The organism is Nocardiopsis sp. NPDC050513 (assembly GCF_044457925.1).
GTDB lineage: Bacteria > Actinomycetota > Actinomycetes > Streptosporangiales > Streptosporangiaceae > Nocardiopsis.
Window position 1 is genome coordinate 1 of the sequence record NZ_JBITHK010000006.1, and the last position, 20,003, is coordinate 20,003.

A 20,003-nucleotide genomic window follows, 5' to 3' on the forward strand; every position below is an offset into this window, starting at 1 on the left:
TCTTTCGGCCCAGGGTGAGTCATCGGCCCCAGGAACCTACCGCTGAATTCCTCCCGGCTTGGCCGGGGATACACCGAAGCGTTTTCGTGACGCACAGCATGGGTCAGTATAGCCCTGCCCTCCTCCGGCGCGCCCTGCACCGCCTGTGGGCCCTCCTCGCCCCGGCTCGCGGACGCCACGCGACCGCCGCCCGCCGTCGCCGCTCCACCCGCGTCCGCCGCTACGCTCCACTCCCGGCCCCCGAGCCGACCAGCACGCCCCTCGCGTGCCCCACCCGGCCCTCCCCCGCGCCGCGCCTGGCAGCCCCGTCGGAGCACGTCTCCGCCGACGAGATCGCCCTCGTCCGGCCGTACTACTCCACGTGGGAGCGGGAACGCGCCCTCGATCGCGTCCAGGCCAGGGCGACCGCCCGGCTCAACGCCTGGTCGGGCGACCTGCTCGCCGCTCCGCCGTCCGGCACCCCGCTCGGGGAGTTCGACGAACTCGCCGCCCTGGTCCGCACCTGGCAGGCCCAGCAGACGCGGGAGGTCGTCGCGGCATGAGGACCACCCTCCGCAGCGAACCCCGCCCGCTCGTGCACTGGGAGCACCGGGTGTACTCCGGCGAGTTGTCCGAACTGGCCCGGGTGCGCGCCGACCTCGCCCGCGACCTGACCGGATTCGACCCGGACACGGTCGCCGCCGTCCAGCTCGCGGTCAGCGAGCTCTTCGCGAACTGCGCCAAGTACACCGACCCGGAGCGGCTGTACGGCGAGGTCATCCGCGGACTGGCGCTGCCCGACGCCTCGACGCTGCGCGTCTTCCTCTCCGACTCCGGCGGCGGTGGCGGCGTCCCGCGCATCCCGACCGGGCGCACCGACGACGAGTGGGAGTGGGCGGAGGATCAGCGCGGCCTGCTGCTCGTCGAGAACTTGTCCACAGCCTGGGGATATTTCCGGACCGTGCCGTGGGCGGACCTCGGCACCCACGTCTGGGCGACCTTCGACCTCGGCCCGACCGGCGCCCCCGCCGGTCTGCGGCCCTACGTCTTCACCAACCACTAGCGAAACGGAGCCACATGCCCTCGCCCACCCGAGAACACGAGATCCCGTTGCGGATCATCCAGAACCAGCCTGCCCTGGCACCCGTGCTGCTGGAGTCACTCGGTTTCGAGGTCCCGCATCACACCGAGGCGATCAACACCCTCTCAGCGCTGACCAACTGCGACCCCAAGGAACTCAACAGCGACGGGGCCGTGCTCCTACGCGACGGCCCCCGCCACGTCCTGGCGATCGTGGTCGAGCGCCAGAACTCGACCTCGAAGGAGAAGCGGCTCAGCTGGCCCGCCTACCTGGTCAACCTCCACACCCGTCTGAAGTGCCCTGCGGTGCTGGTGGTCCTGTGCCCCACCGACTCGCTGGCGAAATGGTGTGCGGCGCCGATCAGTATCGGACATCCGGGGTTCGAGCTGTCGCCGCTGACGATCGGCCCCTCCGACATGCCGGTCGTGGAGACCGCCGAACAGGCACGCATGCTCCCGGAGTTGGCGATGCTGTCGGCCCGCGCGCACGGAAACACCCGTCCGCGCGCGCTGAACGCACTGGTCGAGGCGTTGGACGCCACTGCCGACGAACACCGGGTGTTCTACTATGACTACGTGCTGGCCGGTCTCAACGAGGCCGCCCGGAAGGAGCTGGAGGGTTTGATGGCCGTGGACACCTATGAGTGGCAGAGCGACTTCGCCCGCAAGTACGTCGGCCTCGGCCGCGAGGAAGGGCGTGAGGAAGGCCGCGAGGAAGGGCACACCGAGGAAGCCGCACGCAACGTGCTGCTGTTCCTGGACGCGCGTGGCCTGACCGTCACGGACGAGGTCCGCCAGCGGATCGAGTCCTGCACCGACCTGGACACCCTGCACACGTGGGTTCGCCGCTCCGCCACGGTGGACCGCGCCGAAGCCCTCTTCGACTGACCGCTCCCCACCCGAGAGCCCGTCGCGGCGACCGGCCTCCGTCCGGCACCCCTGCCGCCGGGCGGAGGCCGCGACCGGATGCGGCGGCGGGTGTGTCCCGCCGCCGCCGGGGAAGGCTCAGGAAGATCCGCTTCCATCGACAGGAGCCCCCGTTGTCCGTCCGCCGCGTCGTGCCCGACATCCAGTCCAAGGCCCTGGAGGAGAGCCGCGACTTCTACGGCCTCCTCGGGCTTGAGGAGGTCATGAACCTGGGCTGGGTCATCAACCTCGCCTCGCCCTCCAACCCCTCGGCGCAGGTCATCCTCATGAGCCGCGACGAGACCGCCCCCGTCGCCCCGGACATGAGCATCGAGGTGGACGACGTGGACGCGGTCCACGCCGCCGTGGTCGAGAGCGGCGCGGAGATCGTCCACCCCCTCCAGGACGAGGAGTGGGGCGTGCGCCGCTTCTTCGTCCGCGATCCGAACGGCCGCGTGGTCAACGTGGTCGGCCACCGTTGACCTGACTCCGGCGCTCCCTCGCGTCATGGGGCGAGAGTCCGCCCGGTACGCGGCCCATGTCACCGTGACCGGGCCGACAGTCGCCGGTCAGACCGCCTGACCGCGCCGAGGGATCAGCGGGATCGCCTTCCCGATGGTCTCCGCGACGTCGGGAACCACGTAGCCCAGGGCGCGGAACCACTCCGCGACCTGGGTGAGCGGCGCGCCCACGTGCTGGGCCCCCACGATGAGGTTGTGGAGGGACAGGGGGCTCCCGGTGCTGATCGGAGGAGCGTAATGTCCCCTACCGAAGACGAGCACCGCCGCGTCATGAGGATCCAGGCCCGGGGGAAGCTCCTGGCACGAAGGCCGGAGACCGAAGTCCGCCAGCGCGCCGACGACGCTCTTCCGGTCCGCCCCCGTCTGCCTCTCCATGTGGAGGAGATCCGCGAAGGGTATGGCGGATCCCAGCGGAACATTCGGCCACATGACGTAACTCTCGTCGCGAAGCAAACGTTCGCCGAGCCGAGACAGGGGATCCGGAATCCGGATCGGCACATCGACCCCGAGCCGCTCCAGGCGCGCGAGGACCTCCCGCAGGGAATCGACGGATGTTCGAGATTCGAAGCACGCACTCAGGTACGTCATTTCCCTGGAAGGAATGAGTCTCACCAGACTTCTCTCCCGGAACTCCTCCTCCTTTTCCCGTGTCATGGTGAACCCCGCGATCCTCCCGAGCGCCAGGTCCCTGACCAGTCCGCCCACATCGAATCCACAACCCGCGAGCTGTTCGCACAACTCGAAGGGTGACATTCCCAGGTTCTCGGCGACGGTGGTGAGACCCCGGTACAGTTGCGGCCACGGTCCTCCCCTTGCGAACGAGTCCTTGTGCCGAAGGCATACCCTCCGGACCTCCTGGACCACCGGGGACCGCGCCGCTCGCACGGTGTCCTCACCGACCTCCACGCCACAGCCGCGCACCACGTCGGCGATCCGTTGGACGTCGGCCCCCATGGCGTGGGCGAGGTAGGTCAGGGCCATGGTCCCGACGCCATCACCGACGTCCAGGGTCCCGTCGAGAACCATCGCGCACACCAGGGGTTCGAAGCCCATCGCCTCCATGACGTCCATCGCGAGATCGGGACGCGTCCCGAGCAGCCCGAGATCGCCGAACCTCCGCATCACCCCGGCGGCGGTCGTGTCGAGACGGCTCGCCAGTTCAGGGACGATCTCCGAGCCAGGGGTGATTTCGTGCCCTCTGAGGTCGGCGCCCGCGTCCAGGAACACCAGGAGTTGGTCCGACGGGGACGCGCGACGCAAGGGGGATACGCTCGCGAGTTCCGGACGGATACCGATGAGCTCGTCGACCAGCGCAGCCCTCCCCACGGCCAGGACACGCCAGAGCAGGATGTGATCCTCATGGCCGGTGTCCTGACCCCGCCGCCAGTCCCCGAGAAACCTCATGGTGACATAATCGAGGTCGTCCCGGACCTGGGCGGTCAACAAGGCGTCGGCTGGCAAGAGACCGGAGATCCGCGGACGAACGTTCACACCCCCCAGGTCGACGGAGATGTCTTCCCGGACCGCGTACCCGATGACGAGGTCGCCGATCAACGGGCTCGCTCTGGAGACCTTCCCTATCCATCTGGAGTTCCAGAATTCCGCCCCAGCACCGCCCAGAGCCTCAACCGCCCCCTCGAGCAGGGAACGCAGCACGGGTGAGACGTCACTGAGCACCTGGGTGCGGTCCGCCGACAGGCTGCTCGGCGCGTAGGCGCCCGAGAGGTTGACGACCGCGCCGGTGAGTCCTGACTCCCGTGCGGTGAGGGACTGGTGACCGGCCGCCCACGAGACGGAGACCAGCAGCCCGTCCACCAGGAGGGCTCCATCGCGTTCGACCCAGAACACGTCAGCGCCCTCCGGGGCGTCTTCCCACGTGACGTGCGCCCCGAAGTGGAGACCGCTGCGTCTGGGGGACCCTGCCGCCTTCACCTCCTGCGCTTGAAGCACACCCGGTGGCCACTCCCGTTCCCTCGTCCCGTCGTTACCGGACGTGTGGAACTCGGCGACGCACAGGACGCCCCCCAGCGCCCTCACGCACGACCAGTCCGAGGTCACGGCCGCGTCGCCGCCCAGGTAGAGACGGACGCACGTCCCGGGTCCGGTTCCGCGTTCCGCCACCCGGTTGATCCGGTACAGGTTCCCCGGTCCCTGGATGGACGCCTCCAGCACCGGCCCCAGGGATCCGTCGGCCCCCATGCGGCAGGTGGTCACGTGGATCTCGTCGGCCAGCATGAAATAGCTGAGCACCCCGATCCCGAAACGACTGTTCGGGTACAGCTTCACGGGGGGTTCCAGGCTCTCCCAGCGTTCGCGTTCGACCAGGAAGTCCGACTGTTCGGCGAACCGCGCTCCCGCGTGGGAGAACACCCCGCGCAGCTCGGTCTCCCCCATGCCGACACCGTTGTCCCGGCAGTCCACGTACCTGCGCCCGTGCTCGTCCACACCCTGGGTGAACGCGATCCGCCCCTCGTACGCGTACGTGGCGGCCGACGTCCGGTCCAGGTACTCCGTGCGCGCCCGCCGGTACCGGCACGCGTCCAGGGCGTTCTGGTAGAGCTCGCGGATCGCCAGGTCCCGGTCCTTGTACAGCTGCACGCCGGTCAGCAGCTCCCGGGCCCGGCGCTCGTCGATGCGGAACCTCGCCCAGCCCTCGAACACCCCTTCCGCGGGCTGCACCCCGCCCGCGGACAGCCGCACCGGGAGCTTCGGCAGCGGTTGGTTCAACCGTTCACGATCCGCCTGGTGGATCTCGTACAGCAGCTCGTCCGCCCGCGCCACGTGTGCGCGCAGTGCCTCGATCAGCGCCGCGTGGTGGCACATCGCCTCCAGGACCGGCAGGCCTTCGGGCCCGCCCCAGTGCGCGTCCGCCACATCGCGGAGCAATCGCTCGGGAACGACCGGATCGGGCACGGCCAGGTGCTCGGCCACCACCTCCGGCAGGGACGACGCCTCCAGCGTCATCCCGAACCCCAGTGCCAGCACCAGCATGACGCGCTGTTCCCGCACCCGTTGGGGGCGGTCAGCGCGAACGCTCTCGTCGGCCTTGAGCAGACCGAGGAACTCAGGGTTGCAGACCCCCGGTCCCCGCCTCAGCCCGTGGAGGAACCGGGTCAGCCGGTCCGCGGCCAGGGTCCCGCCCAACGCGCACGCGGACGGTTGGACGGCCTCGACCAGCGCCCGGACCCGGTCGCGTCCAGCCGTGTTCTCCGGCCGCAGCACCCACCGGTGGAACAGCCACCAGCCGATCGCCGCCCCGTCGTCCGGGCGGCGCCGCGCCCGCTTGACCAGGACCCCGTGCTCCTCCGCGAAGTCCTCGAACGCCCGGCGCCGCTCGGACGCGCGGTCGAGCCGCTCCAGTGTTCCCGGGGCGACCTCGTCGGCGAGCCCGGCGGCCGTCCTCAGGTCGTGTACCCGGAACAGCAACGGGGTCAGGGCGAGCAGCGCCGCCTCGGCCGGGTACAGGTCGAGGTCGCGCCCTGCCTCCGCCTCGTGGAGCAGGGCCTCGACACGCTCCAGGAAACGGAGCGGCGCACCGGGGTCGAGCCACGGGTCGGCGGCCAGACGCCTCTCCGTGCCGTCGCGCAGTGGCACGAGACGGGCGGCCACATCGGCCGCGGCTGTCCGAAAGGGTTCCACGTCGTGCCCGGTCAGCACGTGGTTCCAGACGGGGGACTCCGCCACTCGCTCCACCCACGGGTCGCGTGGGGCGGGCGGGGCATCGTCGCGCCGGTGGATGACCACACCGCCGTGGATGTCCCGTGCCTGGATCACGGTCGAGTCTGTGACCTCACCGACGGAGTTGTCGTTGCCCGCTCGTTCCACCGCCGTGCTCAGCCCTGCTGCTCGTCCTCGGGGTGTTCATAGCCCCACTGCATCTGGACATGCAGATTTCCCTCCACGGACGACTTGGCGATGACCGCCCCGGCCTCCGCGGTGAGTTTCACGCCGAAGGTCACTTTGATGACGTCAGGCTTCAACGAGTTTCCCAGTTCGTCGAGCGTCGCCGAAACCGCTTTGCGCACGGTGGAGAGTTTCTCGGTGAAGGTCGCGGTGGCGTCCTCGATCTCCCGACCGCCGGCGACCAGCACGCTGTCGTCCCGGCCGTCGTCGACCTCGACGACGACGGAGTCACCTTCGTCCACGCTGAAACGCACGAGCCGTGACACCTAATGCACCTCTCGGGGGGAGCGCCCACCGCGACCACATGATCGGCAGCGGAGTGGGCATGTACAAGTGAGCCCGAACGTTATCAGAAAACATAAGCGAACGAACGACCTTTCCGGGCTGCGCGGGAAACAGGAGCGACCAATGATGGAACTGGGAGAATCGAGGCCGTCTCATGTATAGAAAAGACCAGGGAAGACGGCACCTTCGGAGGGACACGTGAGAGGGCTCGGGTGCGCTCCGGGCACGTGGCGCGTCTCCAGCCACAGCGAGGGCAGCAGCCAGGTGACCTGTGTCGAGGTGGTGTGGCGCGCCAGGAACCGGATCAGTGTGCGGGACTCCACCCGCCGGGCGGAGACCGCGTTGGTCTTCCCCCCGTGGGAGTGGGCGGCCCTGGTCCGACTCGCCCACTCCGGATGAACGGCGGTGCGGGATGCCCGCACCGCCGACTCACATCTGCGTCAGGAAGATGTCGGCGTCCCCCCGGACCGTCTGGCGGATGCTCAGCGTCGCCGGGTGGTCGGGGCCCATGACGTCGCGGTAGGCCGTCTCCACGGCCTCGAACTCCACGGACACGTCCTCTCCCTGCGTGTTCAGGTCCACCAGCAGATTCCGGCGCGCGACGAGCGTCAGCGGGTGGCGGTCGCCCAGGTCGGTCCGGCAGGCCTCCACGGTCACCTCGTCCAGTTCCCGGGCCCTGTCGACGCCCCCGGTGAGGAAGCAGTCGTTGGCGAGGCCCACCCGGCACGCCAGGGTGCTGGGGTGGTGGTTGCCGAGCCGCTCCTGGAACAGGGTGAGCGCCCGTTCGTCCAGGTCCTTGGCCTCCAACGCCCGGCCCAGCCGCCGCAGGACGATCCCGCGGTTGACCGAGGCCGCCACGACGTGCGGATGCTCCTCGCCCAGGAGTTTCACGTACCGCTCGCCGGACACCTCGGCCAGTTCCAACGCCTCGTCGTGCCGGTTCACCGCGCTCAGGGACAGCGCGTGGATCAGCGCCGCGTACAGGGTGTTGCTGCTGTCGACCCCCTGCTTGGCCTGGAACCGCTGCCAGGTCCGCTCGGACAGGGTGAACGCGCCGTTGTGGTCGCCGATCCGACGCCGTAGCACCGCGAGCACCGACTCGTTGGACAGCGTCCCCACGCCGTCCGCACCCTGGACCTGCACACAGCGCCGCACCACGTCGGTCTGGATCCGCTCCGCCTCGCGGTAGTGGCCCAGCTCCATCGTCGCCTCGGCCAGGCCGTTGACCGTGGCGACGACCCGGGGATGGTCCGGGCCGAGGACGGCCTCGACCCGCTCCAGGGTGTCCTGGTAGCGGTTGACCGACGCCTGGGCATCGCCGCTGAGCAGGAGGCTGTAGCCCAGGTTGTGCGCCATCGACAGGGTGAGCGGGTCGTCCTCGTCGAAGGCCCGGACCCGCTTGCGGTAGATGTCGGCGGCCTGCGTCAGGGAGTCCTTGAACCGACCCGCCAGGCGCAGGTTGCGCACGTGCTCGGTCTCGGCCTCCAGTACCTCGGGCGCCTGCTCCCCGTGCACCCGGCGCAGCGTGCTCAGGGTCGACTCGCACAGTTCCCGCGCCGACTCCAGCTTGCCCTGGTCCCGCATCGCCTTGGAGATCTGGAGCGCCATGTCCAGGGTGTTGCGGTGCTCCTCCCCCAGGGTCCGCCGCCACCACGCGAACGACACCGACGCGAGCCGCTCGGCCTCGTCCGCCTCGCCGCCGGCGAGAGCGATCCGCACCATCTGGATGACCAGGGCGCGCACCCACGGGTCCTCGCAGTTCCACGCCTCGGAGGCCCACACGTGCGGCACGAGCCGCGCGTACTGCCCGAACGCGGCGATCGTGGAGTCCTGCGGGTCGTTGTGGCCGAGGAGCTGGTGGGCGCAGTGGCGCATCACCTCGCGTTCCTCGTCGCTCATGGGCGCCTGCACCGCGCGCTGGACGAGGCGGTGCAGCGAGATGGTGTTGTTGCGGTGGGAGATGTGCGCGAGGCTGTTGCGCCCGATGTCGCGGATGGCCATGCCCAGCCGCGCGGGCTCGGCCAGGGCCTCCCGGAGTTCGGGCGGCGCGTCGATCTGCCGGGCGAAGTTGAACAGCGAGCGCGGAATGGGCGCGGTGGCGAGGAACGAGCACAGCTGGAGGAGCTGGAGCGCGGCCGGGTTGGTGGTCGCGAGCCGGTCGAGGGAGACGTTCCACGCGGCGGCGACCGGGACCGGGTAGTCCGGGTCGACCGGGGAGAGCAGCTGGATCATCTCGGTGGACTTCTCGGCGAACTGCCGCAGGTACTCGTCGGGGTCCATGCCGCTCTCGTGCAGCCACACCGCCGCCTGGTTCAGGGCCAGCGGCAGGTCGCCGAGCTCCTCCGCCAGGCGGTCGGCCTCGTCCTCGGTCAGGGACGTGGGGCCCCGACGTTTGAGCAGCTCGATGCTCTCGGCCCGGGTGAACTCGCGCACGGACAGGAAGGTGTCCCCTCCCCTGCGCGTCCAACTGCTGTCCCTCGACGTGATGATCACGTGTCCCTCGCCCCCGACAGGAAGGTACTGCTCCAGTTCCTCCCGGGACTGCGCGTTGTCGAAGACCAGGAGCCAGCGTCCGAAGGGCACGCCGCGCCGCAGCGCCTCCAGGACGTCCTGTATGACGTGCTCGCTGCCCGCGCCGACGCTGTCGAGGCCGAGGCGGGCCGCCAGCGAGGCGAAGGCCTCGCGCAGCTGGTTGCCGTGGCCCGCGAGGAACCAGCAGATCAGGTCGTAGTCCTCGGCGTACCGGTAGAGGTACTCCTTGGCGAGCTCGGTCTTGCCCACCCCCGACATGCCGTTGAGCGCGGTGATGACCTGCTGCTGGTCCTTCACCAGTTGCGACCGGAGCGCCGACAGCAGCTCCTCGCGTCCGGTGAAGGCGGTGTTCCTCCGGGGAACCTGCACCCAGACCGCGTTCAACGGCCGACCCCGCGAGCGCCCACCGGAAACGGCAGTGGGCGAGCTGACAGAATCGTTCATCATTCCCCCACTTGACGGGATTATGGACATACCATTCTCTTCGCCCGAAGGGACGGAACTGTGTACAGGGTTCCGCGTTTTCCCCGTGTTGCCCGTGGTCGCGTGCGCAGATCCGGGATCCTGCGCAGATTGTAAACCAGCTCCCTGCGGGGCGGCGACGTCCGAGGACACCGGTTCACGCCCTTCCGCGGGCTCGGAAAGGGCGTCGGCGTACATGTCCGCCGAACCCGCGTCATTGCGGAAGAGCGAGATGCTCTCCATCGCGGGTTTCATCGAATTCACCCAGCGGCGGGACGTCCTGGGGATTTCCGCCCGCTCCACGCGCTGCCCCCGGAGCATGCGGGCCAGGTCGCCGAACCAGGGGTCCACCTGGCCGAGGCGCTGGGCGGCCAGTCCGAGCATCCGGCGGATGTCCGGCACCCGCCCGCCGAGCGACAGCAGCGCCTCGCGCACACCGTCGCGGAACTCCCAGCGCTCGGTGTCCGCGCCGGTCTCGTCGCGGTCCGCGCGCCGCGCGACGAGCCCGCTGAAGTAGACCTCGGTCAGCTCCGACGGTGTGGGACCACCGAAGACCTCCTCGCACACCGCGCCCACCATGCTCGGGACGAGCGGGACCGCGGCCAGGGCGACCGCCAGCTCGAAGGCGTCGCGGGTGGCGGTCTGGTGGAAGCGGCGCACGGCCCGGACGGGGTCGAAGGCCCGCCCGCCTCCGGAGCCGGGAACGCGCGCACCGGGGTCGGGGGCCGGGCCGCCCTCGGGAACGGGCGCACCGCGGGCATCGGAACCCGGGCCGGTCCCCGGGGCGGAAGCGGGCGCGCCACCGGCGCCGCGTCCGTGTCCCGCCGCTCCGGGAACGCGCGCACCACCGGGGTCGGGCGCCGGTACCCCCCCGGAGGGCGGGACGGCGCGTGGACCCGGAGGCGAAGCGCCGGGCTCTCCCCGCGGGACCGCTCCGGGCGGCATCGGGGCCGCCGCGCGGTGCTCCTCCTCGGCGGGGAACTCCGCGGCGTGCACCCACAGGCGGCCGAGTTCGCGCCCCATGACGAACGCCGCCCAGGCGTGGACGGCGTCCGGACGGAGCGGAAGCACCGGCACGACCGTCCCGGTCGGCGGCCGGTCCTCCTCGTCCGCCCGGGTGATCGCCCGTTCGCGCACGTAGTCCGTGTTGGGTCGGCCGGGCCGGGCGGGCGCGCACACGCTCAGCTCCGTGGGCACCGTGCGCAGCGCGCCGCGCCGCCACAGCTGCGGGCGCAGGAGGTGCAGGATCGCGACCGCGCCGTCACCGGCGACTCCGGCGAGCCATTCCTGGAACGCGCGGTCCCGCCAGGCCGTGCCGAGGCCGTCGGTGAGCACCAGCACGACCCGCGTCCCCGTGCGCGGCGGCGCCGCGAGCACGCGCGGCCGGTCGCCGGAGTCCCGCAGGACGGGAGCGCCGCCGCCTCCGGAGTCGAAGCGCAGCTCCCGCACCGACCGGAACACGCCGCTGTCCCGGGCCAGGCGGGAGAAGGCGCCCGCCACACCGCGCTGGAACAGCATGGTGACCCCGTCGTCCACGATGAGGACCAGGTCCACCGCCCGCAGCGAGCGCGCCCGCAGCCGCGGGACGATCGGGACGCCCCGCTCGACCTCGTCGGTCTCCGGCCCGGGCGCGGCGGCGAGCAGCGCACGGGCGTAGTCGCGCGCGGTGCCGACCAGGTCGACCTGGTCGCTCGGCCCCTGGGGCAGTCTGAGGTTGAACGGGCGCAGGGCCGCGAGGAACTCCTGGCGCTCCTCCAACGAGGCCTCGCCCGCGCCGAACCACAGCCACGGCCCCCCGGCGGACACCGCGTCGCCGGGAAGGTGGACGGTGTCGACCGGTGTCCCCGGCGGCGGTTGCGGCGGCGTTCCGGACACGCGCGCACCCGGAGTTCCGGACACCCCGGTCTCAACCGTCCCGGGCGGCTCCGCCGTCCCCGGCTCCCCGGGCACGGCCGCCGTCGGCGGCGGCCCGGTCGGGTCCTGTCCCCGGGCGTCGGGGGTCGCGCTATCCGCTCCGCGCGTGCTCGCGTCCGCCCCCTCGCCCCTCCCCGCCCCCGAACCCGCGGCCGGGTCCCGACCGGATTCCGTCACGGTGCGGGGTGGGTCCTGGTCCTGGTCGGCGCCGCGGGGCGGTTCCCGCCGCCGCGTGTCGGCGCGGGTCCGGCGCAGCGCGGCGAGGAACACCGCGTCCGCCAGATCCGTCGCGTGCGCACCGAACGCCGCGGCCCACGGGTCGGCCCGGTCGCCGCGCCCCTGGGAACCGCCGCTCCCGTACTCCGCTCGGGGGCTCATCCCGCGGTTTCCGTGAGACGGTGCCACACCATGTCGGAGAAGTGCTCCACCTGCTCCGGGCTGGGCGCCGCGCCCGCCCCGTCCACGGTTCCGACCAGGTGCACGGCGTTGAGCAGCTGGTCGACGGAGAGCCGGTGGCCGTCGGCGGTCCGGCGCAGGAACTCGGTGACCAGGGCCCGTGTCCCCGGCGGCGTGGCGCCGTCGAAGTGCCCGGCGACCAGGGACACGAGCTCCTCGGCGTCCGGCAGCTCCATGTACACCGGGACGCAGCGGCGGAGGAAGGCGGGCGGGAGGTCGCGATCGCTGTTGCAGGTCACGACCGTGATGGGAAAGGCCGAGCACAGCACCTCGCCGCGCGTGACGCGGGCGGTCCGGTCGGGGTCGTCGGTGGCCACCTCGATCGACTCGGCGACGCCCGCCAGCCGGGCGAGTTCGGGGACGCGGTAGCCGCCGTTCTCGAAGAGGTCGAGGAGGTCGCCCGCGAGGTCGAAGTCGCCGAGGTCGAAGTCGTCCACCAGCAGCACCCGCGGCAACCTCGTCGGCAGGAAGGCCGTGCCCAGGGGGCCCAGGGTGAGGTAGCGGCCGATGGACTCGGCGCTGGAGCGCAGGTGCGCCTCGACGGGGTCGCCGTCGGCGCTGTAGCGGCGGTCCACCGTGCCGAGGGCACGGCGGCGCGCGCCCTCCACGTTGAGGTCGTGGATCTGGGTCAGGGGGTCGTAGACGTAGAGGCCCTCGGTGGCGGTGGTCCGGCTGTTGACCGCCCAGCGCAGGACCCGGCCCAATCCGAGCTCCCGCGCGATCTGGTGCGCCAGGCTCGACTTCCCGACCCCGGGCGGACCCGCCAGCAGGAGCGGGCGGCGCAGCAGGATGGCGGCGTTGACCCGGTCGAGCAGCCGTCGGCGCCGGGGCCCGAGCGGGACCGCCGACGCCCGGGTCCGGGGCCAGCCGAGCACGCGGGCGGTGTCCTCGGCGGACGGGTGGTCGTGCGGCGGCGAGGCGCCCGGGTCCGGTTCACCCCCGTAGGCGCGCCACGGCGGCGGTGGCGGCAGTTGGGCGGCCAGGTCCAGGTGGCCTCGGGGCTGACCGGTGCCATGGAAGATCCACCAGTCCGGCACCGTCCGCGCGGAGTCGGCCGACCCGGTCTCGGGGGGTGTGGTCATGGCGTGCCCTTCGAGCCGCGCCCAAGGGGGCTATCGGATGCTGTCTGTGGACAGTTGCGGAGGGGGTTCCGGCAGAACCGGAAAGGGGTCGTTGTAGATGACGGCGATCTCGAGACTGCCCTCGATGTACCCGCTCTCACTCGGTGACACGCGTCCGGAGCGAGAGCTGTGGAGAACTTCGGGGAGCGCGCGGATTTCCTCCAAGGTCACGGTCACCTCCCGCCCCACGCGAGCCGGATTCAGCCATGATCCGATTCCCCGACCGAATTCCGAGGAACGCCAGACCACAACCGGAACCCCAAGGGTAATGGCCGACCAGACCTGTGTATACCAATGGTTCAATCGCGAGGGAACCGACAGCACGATCACCCGGTCGTCGCGCAGCCGTTCCGGAAGCGGTTCGTCGTCCCTGCCGCGGTCGTGGTACTCGTCGAGCGCGAGCGCCTCCCCACGCGATTCCAACTGACGCCACCTGTTCACGCAGGTGCCCCACGCGTCATGGCCCGCGTGGTCCGGAAGCAGCTCCTCCGCCCGGTACACCACCTCCGCGCGTGCGCCGAGCGGGACGCCGCCGGTGGCGTCCCGCTGCCAGGTCTCGGCCTGGAGACGGTCGAGAAGGGGCAGGGGCGCGACCAACTCGACCCGCCTGCCGTTGTGGTGCGCCACGCGCGGGTCGGCCTCCATCCGGCCGAGCAGGAGGCCGACCCACGCCCCGATCATGTCCGGCGGGACGTCGACCTGGAGGTCGTGGTCGCAGAACTCCGGTTCCCCGCCACCGCGCTGGCTGAGCACCGTCCAGTACTCCACGTCGTAGCGGTCGCGCCGCGTGCCCCGGCCGACCCGCACGACCAACCGCGCCGGACGCTCCGGCGCGGGCGGCTCCCCGGACGCCGTCCCGAGCGGGTCCGACGGGCGCAGGCCGCGGCCCCAGTCCTTGAGCAGCCCCGTGTTCGGCGTCCGGAGGTCGCGGGCGACCTCGGCGCAGAAGAGGGCCACCGGCGGCTCCCCGCCCGTCGGCGCGGGGCGTTCGGCGAGGTCCATGAGGGCGTCCCAGGCCGTGACCGGTTCGGGGGTGTCGACCCGGAAGGCCGCCGGACGGACGCGCTCGAAGACCGCCTCGACCTGGTCGAACAGGACGCCGGACAGATCGTCCCGTACGGCGCCCACATCGCGCGCGTTGCGGACGTCGAGGTGCTGGACGAGCAGTTCGTACTCCTCCTCGACGAGCAGCGGACGGGCCGCGTCGGCCGCCGCCCGCGCGCTCCGGCCCCGGTCCTCCAGGTACAGCACCCAGCGCACGAGGCAGCCGAGGCGCCGGTGCTGGTGGCAGCGCCGGACGAGTGCTCGGGCGAAGACGGAGGCCTCTCCGGCGATGTCCGCGTTCCGGCGTACGGCGCTGGGCAGGTACTGCACCAGCTGTTCCCGGTGTTTCGGCGAGTAGACGTGTTCGACGTCGCACAGCGCGCGTGCCAGGCGCTCGACGTCCCGCGCGTTCACCCGGATCCCCACTCCAGCAGTGGTGCCGCCGCGTCACGGACGCGGCGCATGGACGCGCCCCCTTCCTCCCACGTGTCGAGCAGGTCCAGGACCTCGGCGAGGAGGTCGAACTCGTGGTGGGCCAGGCGGACCAGGTGCGCGGCGAACGTACGCGGATCCTGGTCGAGGCGGACGCGCACGCGCAGCCGCCGGTCGAGCCCCTGGTGGAAGGCCCGGCGCTGGTCGGGGGACAGGAGGGTGTCCAGGTCGGCCATGGCCAGGCCGGTGGCCGTGACCGCCCTCCGCGCGGCGGCCGGATCGGGCCGGGGCGCCGGGTCGACGGGCGCCGGGGGCCGGTCCGCGACCGCGCGGGGCGGGGCCGTCCGGTCCGACTCCCACACGGGGCGGATCTCCGACATGGGAATCATCCAGCCCAGCCTGCCTTCGGTGGCCGCCTCACACACGATGCCCACAAGGGCGTCCGTATTCTGCTCTCGGACGCCTCCTCCGCTGAAGCCGCGGGTGAAGGCGGCTCCGGCGCCGGGTTCGGTGTCGATCTGGACGTACTCGGGGTGGCTGCCGCCGGATCCCGCGACGCGTCCGGCGACCCAGCGGCCGGAGGGTGACTGGGAGAAGCCGACGACGCGGACGCGGTCCCCGACCCGCGGCGGAGCCGCGAGCTCCGCCGGGCGGGCCGGGGCGGGGCGGTCGAGGCGGAGGACGGCCACGTCCCAGGGACTGGTGTCCTTCCACCACCACCCGTCCGGAACGACCTCGGCGGTGGCGGTCCAGCCGTCCGTGCCGCGCGGGGCGTCCACGCGGACCCGGCTTCCGGGGCCCGCGTCGGCGACGGCCGCTCGGACGACGTGGGCGCACGTGACCACGTGGTGGGGGGTGACCAGGACCCCCGCCCCGTGGAGGACGGATCCGTTCGGGTCGGTAACGCGCAGTTGCCAGTCGGCGGAATTCTGGTGCGGCGGATATGTGGCCAGGTGGGACAATCAGGCTCCCGTTCGGCACAGGGGGCGGGAAACGGAGGACGGAGGTCGTTTCCACCCCGCTGTCGACGTGGATTCGTCTGATTCTACCTACGGACCCGAAAAACCCACAATACACAAATCCTTATAGCAGCCGACCTGAATGGTGAATTGAGTAGAGAAGTGCCCCGGGCCGCCCGTTTTCCATGGTAGGCGGACCGGGGCCGGCGATCGGCCTGGTTACGCCAGGTCGTCCCCGCGCCGACGGCGTCCCCACGGCATGATCCGGTCGAGGGCGAACCGTCCGCCGGCGAAACCGAGGGCCAGCGCGGTGACGGCGAGCACCAGGACCAGCTCCCACTCCGAGAACGCCTGACCGGCGTGCGCGAAGACGTAGGCACCGACCATGTCGAGGGCGAGGAGGATGCCGGCCAGGGGTAGCAGGAACCCGATGATGAGCCCGATCCCGCCGCCGACCTCGATGAGGCCCCCGACGACGGCGGCGACCTCGGGCATGGGGATGCCCATCATCCCGAAGAACTGAGCGGTGGCTCCGGGGTCCATCAGCTTGGGCCAACCGTGGTAGACGAAGACCCCGCCGATGACGAGGCGGGCGAGAAGGCTGGTGAAGTCGCTGACGCTCAGACCGGACGACTGTTGACTCATGGATCTTCCTGCTTCCGTGTGGCGGGCGTCTCGGGAGAGGTGCCCCGAAACGGACACTTGAGCGTACAACTTTTTCCCGAGAAACCACGTGTACGTTCGTGTCTAGTCGATCACGTATGGTGTCGAAGCAGGCGTAACCCCGGCCGATGTCGGCGCTGGTCAGAACGCGCGCGAGGGCCGAACGGCGTGTCGGGGGCTACAGGGGCGGGCGGCCGGGGTCCTCGCGGTGGGGGTCCAACGCGCTGAGCATCGCCTCGGAGATCGCCCCCAGCTGACCGACCTGGTCGCGGCTGAGCGTGTCGAAGACCACCCTGCGCACCTCCGTCACGTGGCCCGGCGCGGCGTCGCGCAGGGCCGCCAGCCCCTCCGGAGTGAGCTCGACCAGCGTGGTCCGCCGGTCTCCGGGGCGCTTGTAGCGGCGGACCAGGCCGTCGTCCTCCAGGCGGGCCACGGCGTGCGAGAGCCTGCTCGCCGAGGAGCGCAGGATCCGCGCCAGATCCGTCATCGTCCTCGTCCGGTCCGGCGCCTCGGAGAGCATGGCCAGTGCGAGGTAGTAGGTGTGCGGCATCCCCGCGTCCCGCCTGAGCTGGCGGTCGAGCGCGGCCTCCAGCAGGTTGACGGCGGTCATGAAGGACCGCCAGGCCCGCTGCTCACCGTCGTCGAGCCACCGCGTGTCGGCCACCGTTCCCCCGGGATCGATCGAGTATCGTCGCGCAACGCTACTACGCGCCCGTGGCCCGCCCCGGCGCACCGGCGCCCGACCGTCCGATCCGTGTGCGACGATGCGCCGCATGACGGACCTACGCAACCCCGCCGACGCGCGGTCGGTGGACGAACTCGTCGCGGCGACCGAACGCCCGAAGTACGTGCACTTCTGGGGGCACAGGCCGCCGGCGTCGGGCGATGTGTCGGCGAGCTGCCTGTCCCAGTGGTGGCCCGCCGCGTTCACCGCCGACGGGGTCGCCTATCCCACGGCCGAGCACTACATGATGGCGGGCAAGGCGCGGCTGTTCGGCGACGCGGACGCGGCCGGGCGGATCGTCGCGGCGGAGCACCCCGGGGAGGCCAAGAAGATCGGGCGGGAGGTCCGGGACTTCGACCAGGCGGTCTGGGAGGAGGCGCGGTTCGGGATCGTGGTGGACGGCAACGTCGCCAAGTTCGGCCAGAACCCGGAGCTGCGGTCGTTCCTGCTCGGCACCGGCCGACGGGTCCTGGTGGAGGCCAGCCCCAGGGACCGGGTGTGGGGGATCGGGATGGGGGCGGGGAACGAGGACGCCGGGCGCCCGGAGCGCTGGCGCGGACTCAACCTCCTCGGCTTCGCCCTGATGGAGGCCCGGGCACGGCTGGCGGCCGAGGGCGGGGCCTGAGCCCGGGCCGCCGCCCGTCAGACGGCGCCGATCCGGGCGGCCGTTTCGGCGACGTCTCCGCTGACCGTGGGGCCGAGCGGGGTGTAGCCCGCCTCCTCGGCGGTCGCCGCGCCGTCCTCGGAGAGCGTGTAGGTCCACAGGTCCCGCAGTGCCGCGCCGACGCCGTCGTCGTACCCGCACTCGAAGGCGAAGACATGGCTGATCCGCATGATCGGGTACGCGTCACCCGTGGCCCTGGGCAGGCTGGCGATCCCCTCGGGGTCGAACTCCAACAGCTCGGTGGCCGCCCCCGTGGTCTCGGGCGTGGGCCGAACCGCCGTTCCATCGGAGTTCTCGACGGGGAGGACCGCCAGGCCGGGTTCGTCCGTGGCCGACGCGTTGACGAACCCGATCGCACCGGGCCTTTCGAGGACCGTTGCCACGACACCCGCGTCTCCCACGGCGTACGTGGAGTCCACCCCCCAGTCGGTCTCCCCGCTGGCGCCGTCGTAGCGCTGTTCCCGCCACATCGCGCCGTACGTGGCCAGAAAGGCGCTGAAGGCGTCGGCCGTGGAGGCCGCGTCGTCGTGGCGGACGGCGAGGATCTCCAGGTCCGGGAGCTCGTAGTCGATCGATTCCGGATCATCGAGGTAGGCGGTGAGTTCCCGGTAGTTGGTGGCCTCCCCGGCGTACACGACCTCCAGTTGGCGCGCGCTCATCGGGACGTCGGCCAACTCCCCGTCCGCGGTGACGACGGCCACGGCACCGGTCACCACCGGGAACTGCACGACCGGACAGCCCCGTGCGTCCTCGGCCAGACGGCGCTGGGCGTCGGTGAGCCCGAAGTCCGCGACACCGAAGTCGATCCGGCCGTCGACGAACTGTTCGGCTCCGGAACCGGAACCGACCGAGTCGTAGGCCACGGAGACCCCCGACTGTCGATCCCGCGTGTACTCCTCCGCCCAGGTCCGGATCGCGGCGTCGGCGAAGGTCGATCCGGCGCCCGAGATGCTCCCGGACAGGGTGTGCGGGTCCGCGGGTTCGATGGTCGCGGCGCCTTCGCCGACCAGGTCTTCGCCCTGTCCCGTGCGGTCGTCGGCGGTCAGGCGCGTGGCCGCGAGCAGCCCGAACGCGCCGAGGAGCGCGACGGAGAGGGCTCCGGCGCCCACGGCGAGGGGGAGCCTCCAACGGCGGGGCGCTCTGCCGGGCGGAGGCGGCGGGGCGGTCGACGCCGGGGTGGGAGGGGCCGGCGCGGAGGAAGGTGTGGCGGGTGGTGTGGCGGTAGCAGGGGTCGCATGGGCCGGGGGCGACACGGCCGCGACGCCCCCGGGCCGCGGATCCCCCGTGTCCTGACCCCAGTGCTCGCGGATGAGGACGTCGACGATGGTCGTGTCGTCGGCTCCCGCGTCCTCCACCCGCGGCGCGGCGATCCGGTGCACGAGTTCCGCCGCCCGGGGTCTGCGCCCGGGATCCTTGTCCAGCGCCTGGACCACCGGTTCCGCGAGTTCCTCGGGCAACCCGTCCAGATCCGGCTCCTCGTTGAGGATGCGGTACATGAGTGTCTCCGCCCCGCCGTTGCCGAACGGCGGGCGCCCGGTGGCGGCGAAGGCGACCATCGCACCCCAGGCGAACACGTCGGCCTCGGGGCCGCTGGCGCCCCGGTAGCGCTCCGGGCTCAGCCACGCCGGGGAGCCCACCAGTCCGCCGGTCCGGGTCAGGCCGGTCTCGTCGACGGCGCGCGCGATGCCGAAGTCGAGCACCTTGGGGCCGTCGGGGGCGAGGATGACGTTGGACGGCTTGAGGTCGCGGTGCAGCACGCCGGCCGCGTGGATCGCGGCGACGGCCTCGGCCATGCCCGCCGCGACCACGCGCGTCCGGGGCAGGGAGAGCGCGCCGCCCCGGCGGACCCGCTCACCCAGGGTCGGACCGGGCAGGTAGGCGGTGGCGTACCAGGGCTGCTCCGCGATCGTGTCGTGGGCGAGGACGGGTGCGATGCAGCGAGCCCGGACCCGGCGCATGAGTTCGATCTCGCTCGCGAAGCGCGCCCGGAACTCCGGGTCGCCCGCGTACTCGGGCCGCACGACCTTGACGGCCACCCAGGACCCGTGGGGATCGGTCGCCGCGAAGACCACGCCCATGCCGCCGGCGCCGAGCCTGCCGTGGACCGTGAACGGGGGAACCGCCCGGGGATCGGTGGGCTGGAGGGGGGTCAGGCCGGGCGGCACGCGGGGCGGGTGGGCCATGGAAGTCCTCGGGGTCGGGGCCTCCACCCCGCGGCACGACGGCGGTCGCGTGCCACGGGAGGAAATCGGTCACACGGGTAGGACGCCTCACGCGTCCCAACCGTTCACCCTAGCCTCCGTGTGCGGGGTCCGAACTGTGGCACTACGCGCCGAATGAGACGTCCGGAATCGGCCA

General features: G+C 71.8%; 15 protein-coding genes. 6 read left to right on the forward strand and 9 right to left on the reverse strand.

Annotated elements, in window-relative coordinates; translation table 11 throughout:
- The first annotated feature begins 98 nt into the window (after positions 1–98).
- The 4 genes from ACIBFB_RS12355 (at position 99) to ACIBFB_RS12370 (ending at position 2,447) form a co-directional block, all read left to right on the forward strand.
- Complete coding sequence (locus tag ACIBFB_RS12355) at positions 99–542, forward strand: hypothetical protein (RefSeq protein WP_397229284.1); 444 nt, start codon at positions 99–101, stop codon at positions 540–542.
- Entirely contained in the window at positions 539–1,042 is a 504-nt protein-coding gene (locus ACIBFB_RS12360; RefSeq protein ID WP_397229286.1) for an ATP-binding protein, read from the forward strand. The genes ACIBFB_RS12355 and ACIBFB_RS12360 overlap by 4 nt, the downstream gene beginning before the upstream one ends.
- Before the next feature lie 14 nt (positions 1,043–1,056).
- A complete protein-coding gene (locus ACIBFB_RS12365) occupies positions 1,057–1,947 on the forward strand; it encodes a hypothetical protein (protein WP_397229288.1) in 891 nt (296 codons plus the stop codon).
- Between the two features lie 152 nt (positions 1,948–2,099).
- On the forward strand, positions 2,100–2,447 hold the full coding sequence (locus ACIBFB_RS12370) for a VOC family protein (RefSeq protein WP_397229290.1): 348 nt from the start codon (positions 2,100–2,102) through the stop codon (positions 2,445–2,447).
- A gap of 87 nt (positions 2,448–2,534) precedes the next feature.
- Here the strand turns inward: ACIBFB_RS12370 and ACIBFB_RS12375 are convergent, their stop codons facing one another.
- Together ACIBFB_RS12375 and ACIBFB_RS12380 are read right to left on the reverse strand one after the other, a co-directional pair.
- Positions 2,535–6,260, reverse strand: a complete 3,726-nt coding sequence (locus ACIBFB_RS12375) for a hypothetical protein (protein WP_397229292.1) — start codon at positions 6,258–6,260, stop codon at positions 2,535–2,537.
- A gap of 59 nt (positions 6,261–6,319) precedes the next feature.
- A complete protein-coding gene (locus tag ACIBFB_RS12380; protein WP_397229294.1) occupies positions 6,320–6,655 on the reverse strand; it encodes a CU044_2847 family protein in 336 nt (111 codons plus the stop codon).
- Positions 6,656–6,872: 217 nt separating this feature from the next.
- Here ACIBFB_RS12380 and ACIBFB_RS12385 point away from each other — a divergent pair, with 217 nt between their 5' ends.
- Positions 6,873–7,073, forward strand: a complete 201-nt coding sequence (locus ACIBFB_RS12385; protein WP_397229296.1) for a DUF397 domain-containing protein — start codon at positions 6,873–6,875, stop codon at positions 7,071–7,073.
- Positions 7,074–7,103: 30 nt separating this feature from the next.
- Here ACIBFB_RS12385 and fxsT read toward each other — a convergent pair whose 3' ends face one another.
- The 6 genes from fxsT to ACIBFB_RS12415 form a co-directional block, all read right to left on the reverse strand.
- Positions 7,104–11,960: an FxSxx-COOH system tetratricopeptide repeat protein gene (gene fxsT, locus ACIBFB_RS12390; RefSeq protein ID WP_397229298.1), complete on the reverse strand. Its 4,857-nt coding sequence runs from the start codon at positions 11,958–11,960 to the stop codon at positions 7,104–7,106.
- Positions 11,957–13,120: an AAA family ATPase gene (locus tag ACIBFB_RS12395; protein ID WP_397229300.1), complete on the reverse strand. Its 1,164-nt coding sequence runs from the start codon at positions 13,118–13,120 to the stop codon at positions 11,957–11,959. Before ACIBFB_RS12395 ends, fxsT begins: the two co-directional genes overlap by 4 nt.
- A 30-nt stretch (positions 13,121–13,150) precedes the next feature.
- Entirely contained in the window at positions 13,151–14,617 is a 1,467-nt protein-coding gene (locus tag ACIBFB_RS12400) for a hypothetical protein (RefSeq protein ID WP_397229302.1), read from the reverse strand.
- Positions 14,614–15,597, reverse strand: a complete 984-nt coding sequence (locus tag ACIBFB_RS12405; protein ID WP_397229304.1) for a trypsin-like serine peptidase — start codon at positions 15,595–15,597, stop codon at positions 14,614–14,616. Before ACIBFB_RS12405 ends, ACIBFB_RS12400 begins: the two co-directional genes overlap by 4 nt.
- A gap of 216 nt (positions 15,598–15,813) precedes the next feature.
- The gene (locus ACIBFB_RS12410; RefSeq protein WP_397229306.1) at positions 15,814–16,239 is read right to left on the reverse strand and encodes a DoxX family protein; all 426 of its coding nucleotides are present in this window, start codon (positions 16,237–16,239) and stop codon (positions 15,814–15,816) included.
- A 196-nt stretch (positions 16,240–16,435) separates the two neighbouring features.
- Positions 16,436–16,921 carry a MarR family winged helix-turn-helix transcriptional regulator gene (locus ACIBFB_RS12415; RefSeq protein ID WP_397229308.1) on the reverse strand — a complete coding sequence of 162 codons (486 nt, stop codon included), beginning with the start codon at positions 16,919–16,921 and terminating at the stop codon, positions 16,436–16,438.
- Between the two features lie 109 nt (positions 16,922–17,030).
- Here ACIBFB_RS12415 and ACIBFB_RS12420 point away from each other — a divergent pair, with 109 nt between their 5' ends.
- The gene (locus ACIBFB_RS12420; RefSeq protein WP_397229310.1) at positions 17,031–17,606 is read left to right on the forward strand and encodes an NADAR family protein; all 576 of its coding nucleotides are present in this window, start codon (positions 17,031–17,033) and stop codon (positions 17,604–17,606) included.
- Between the two features lie 17 nt (positions 17,607–17,623).
- Here ACIBFB_RS12420 and ACIBFB_RS12425 read toward each other — a convergent pair whose 3' ends face one another.
- The gene (locus ACIBFB_RS12425) at positions 17,624–19,828 is read right to left on the reverse strand and encodes a substrate-binding domain-containing protein (RefSeq protein ID WP_397229312.1); all 2,205 of its coding nucleotides are present in this window, start codon (positions 19,826–19,828) and stop codon (positions 17,624–17,626) included.
- Positions 19,829–20,003: the final 175 nt, after the last annotated feature.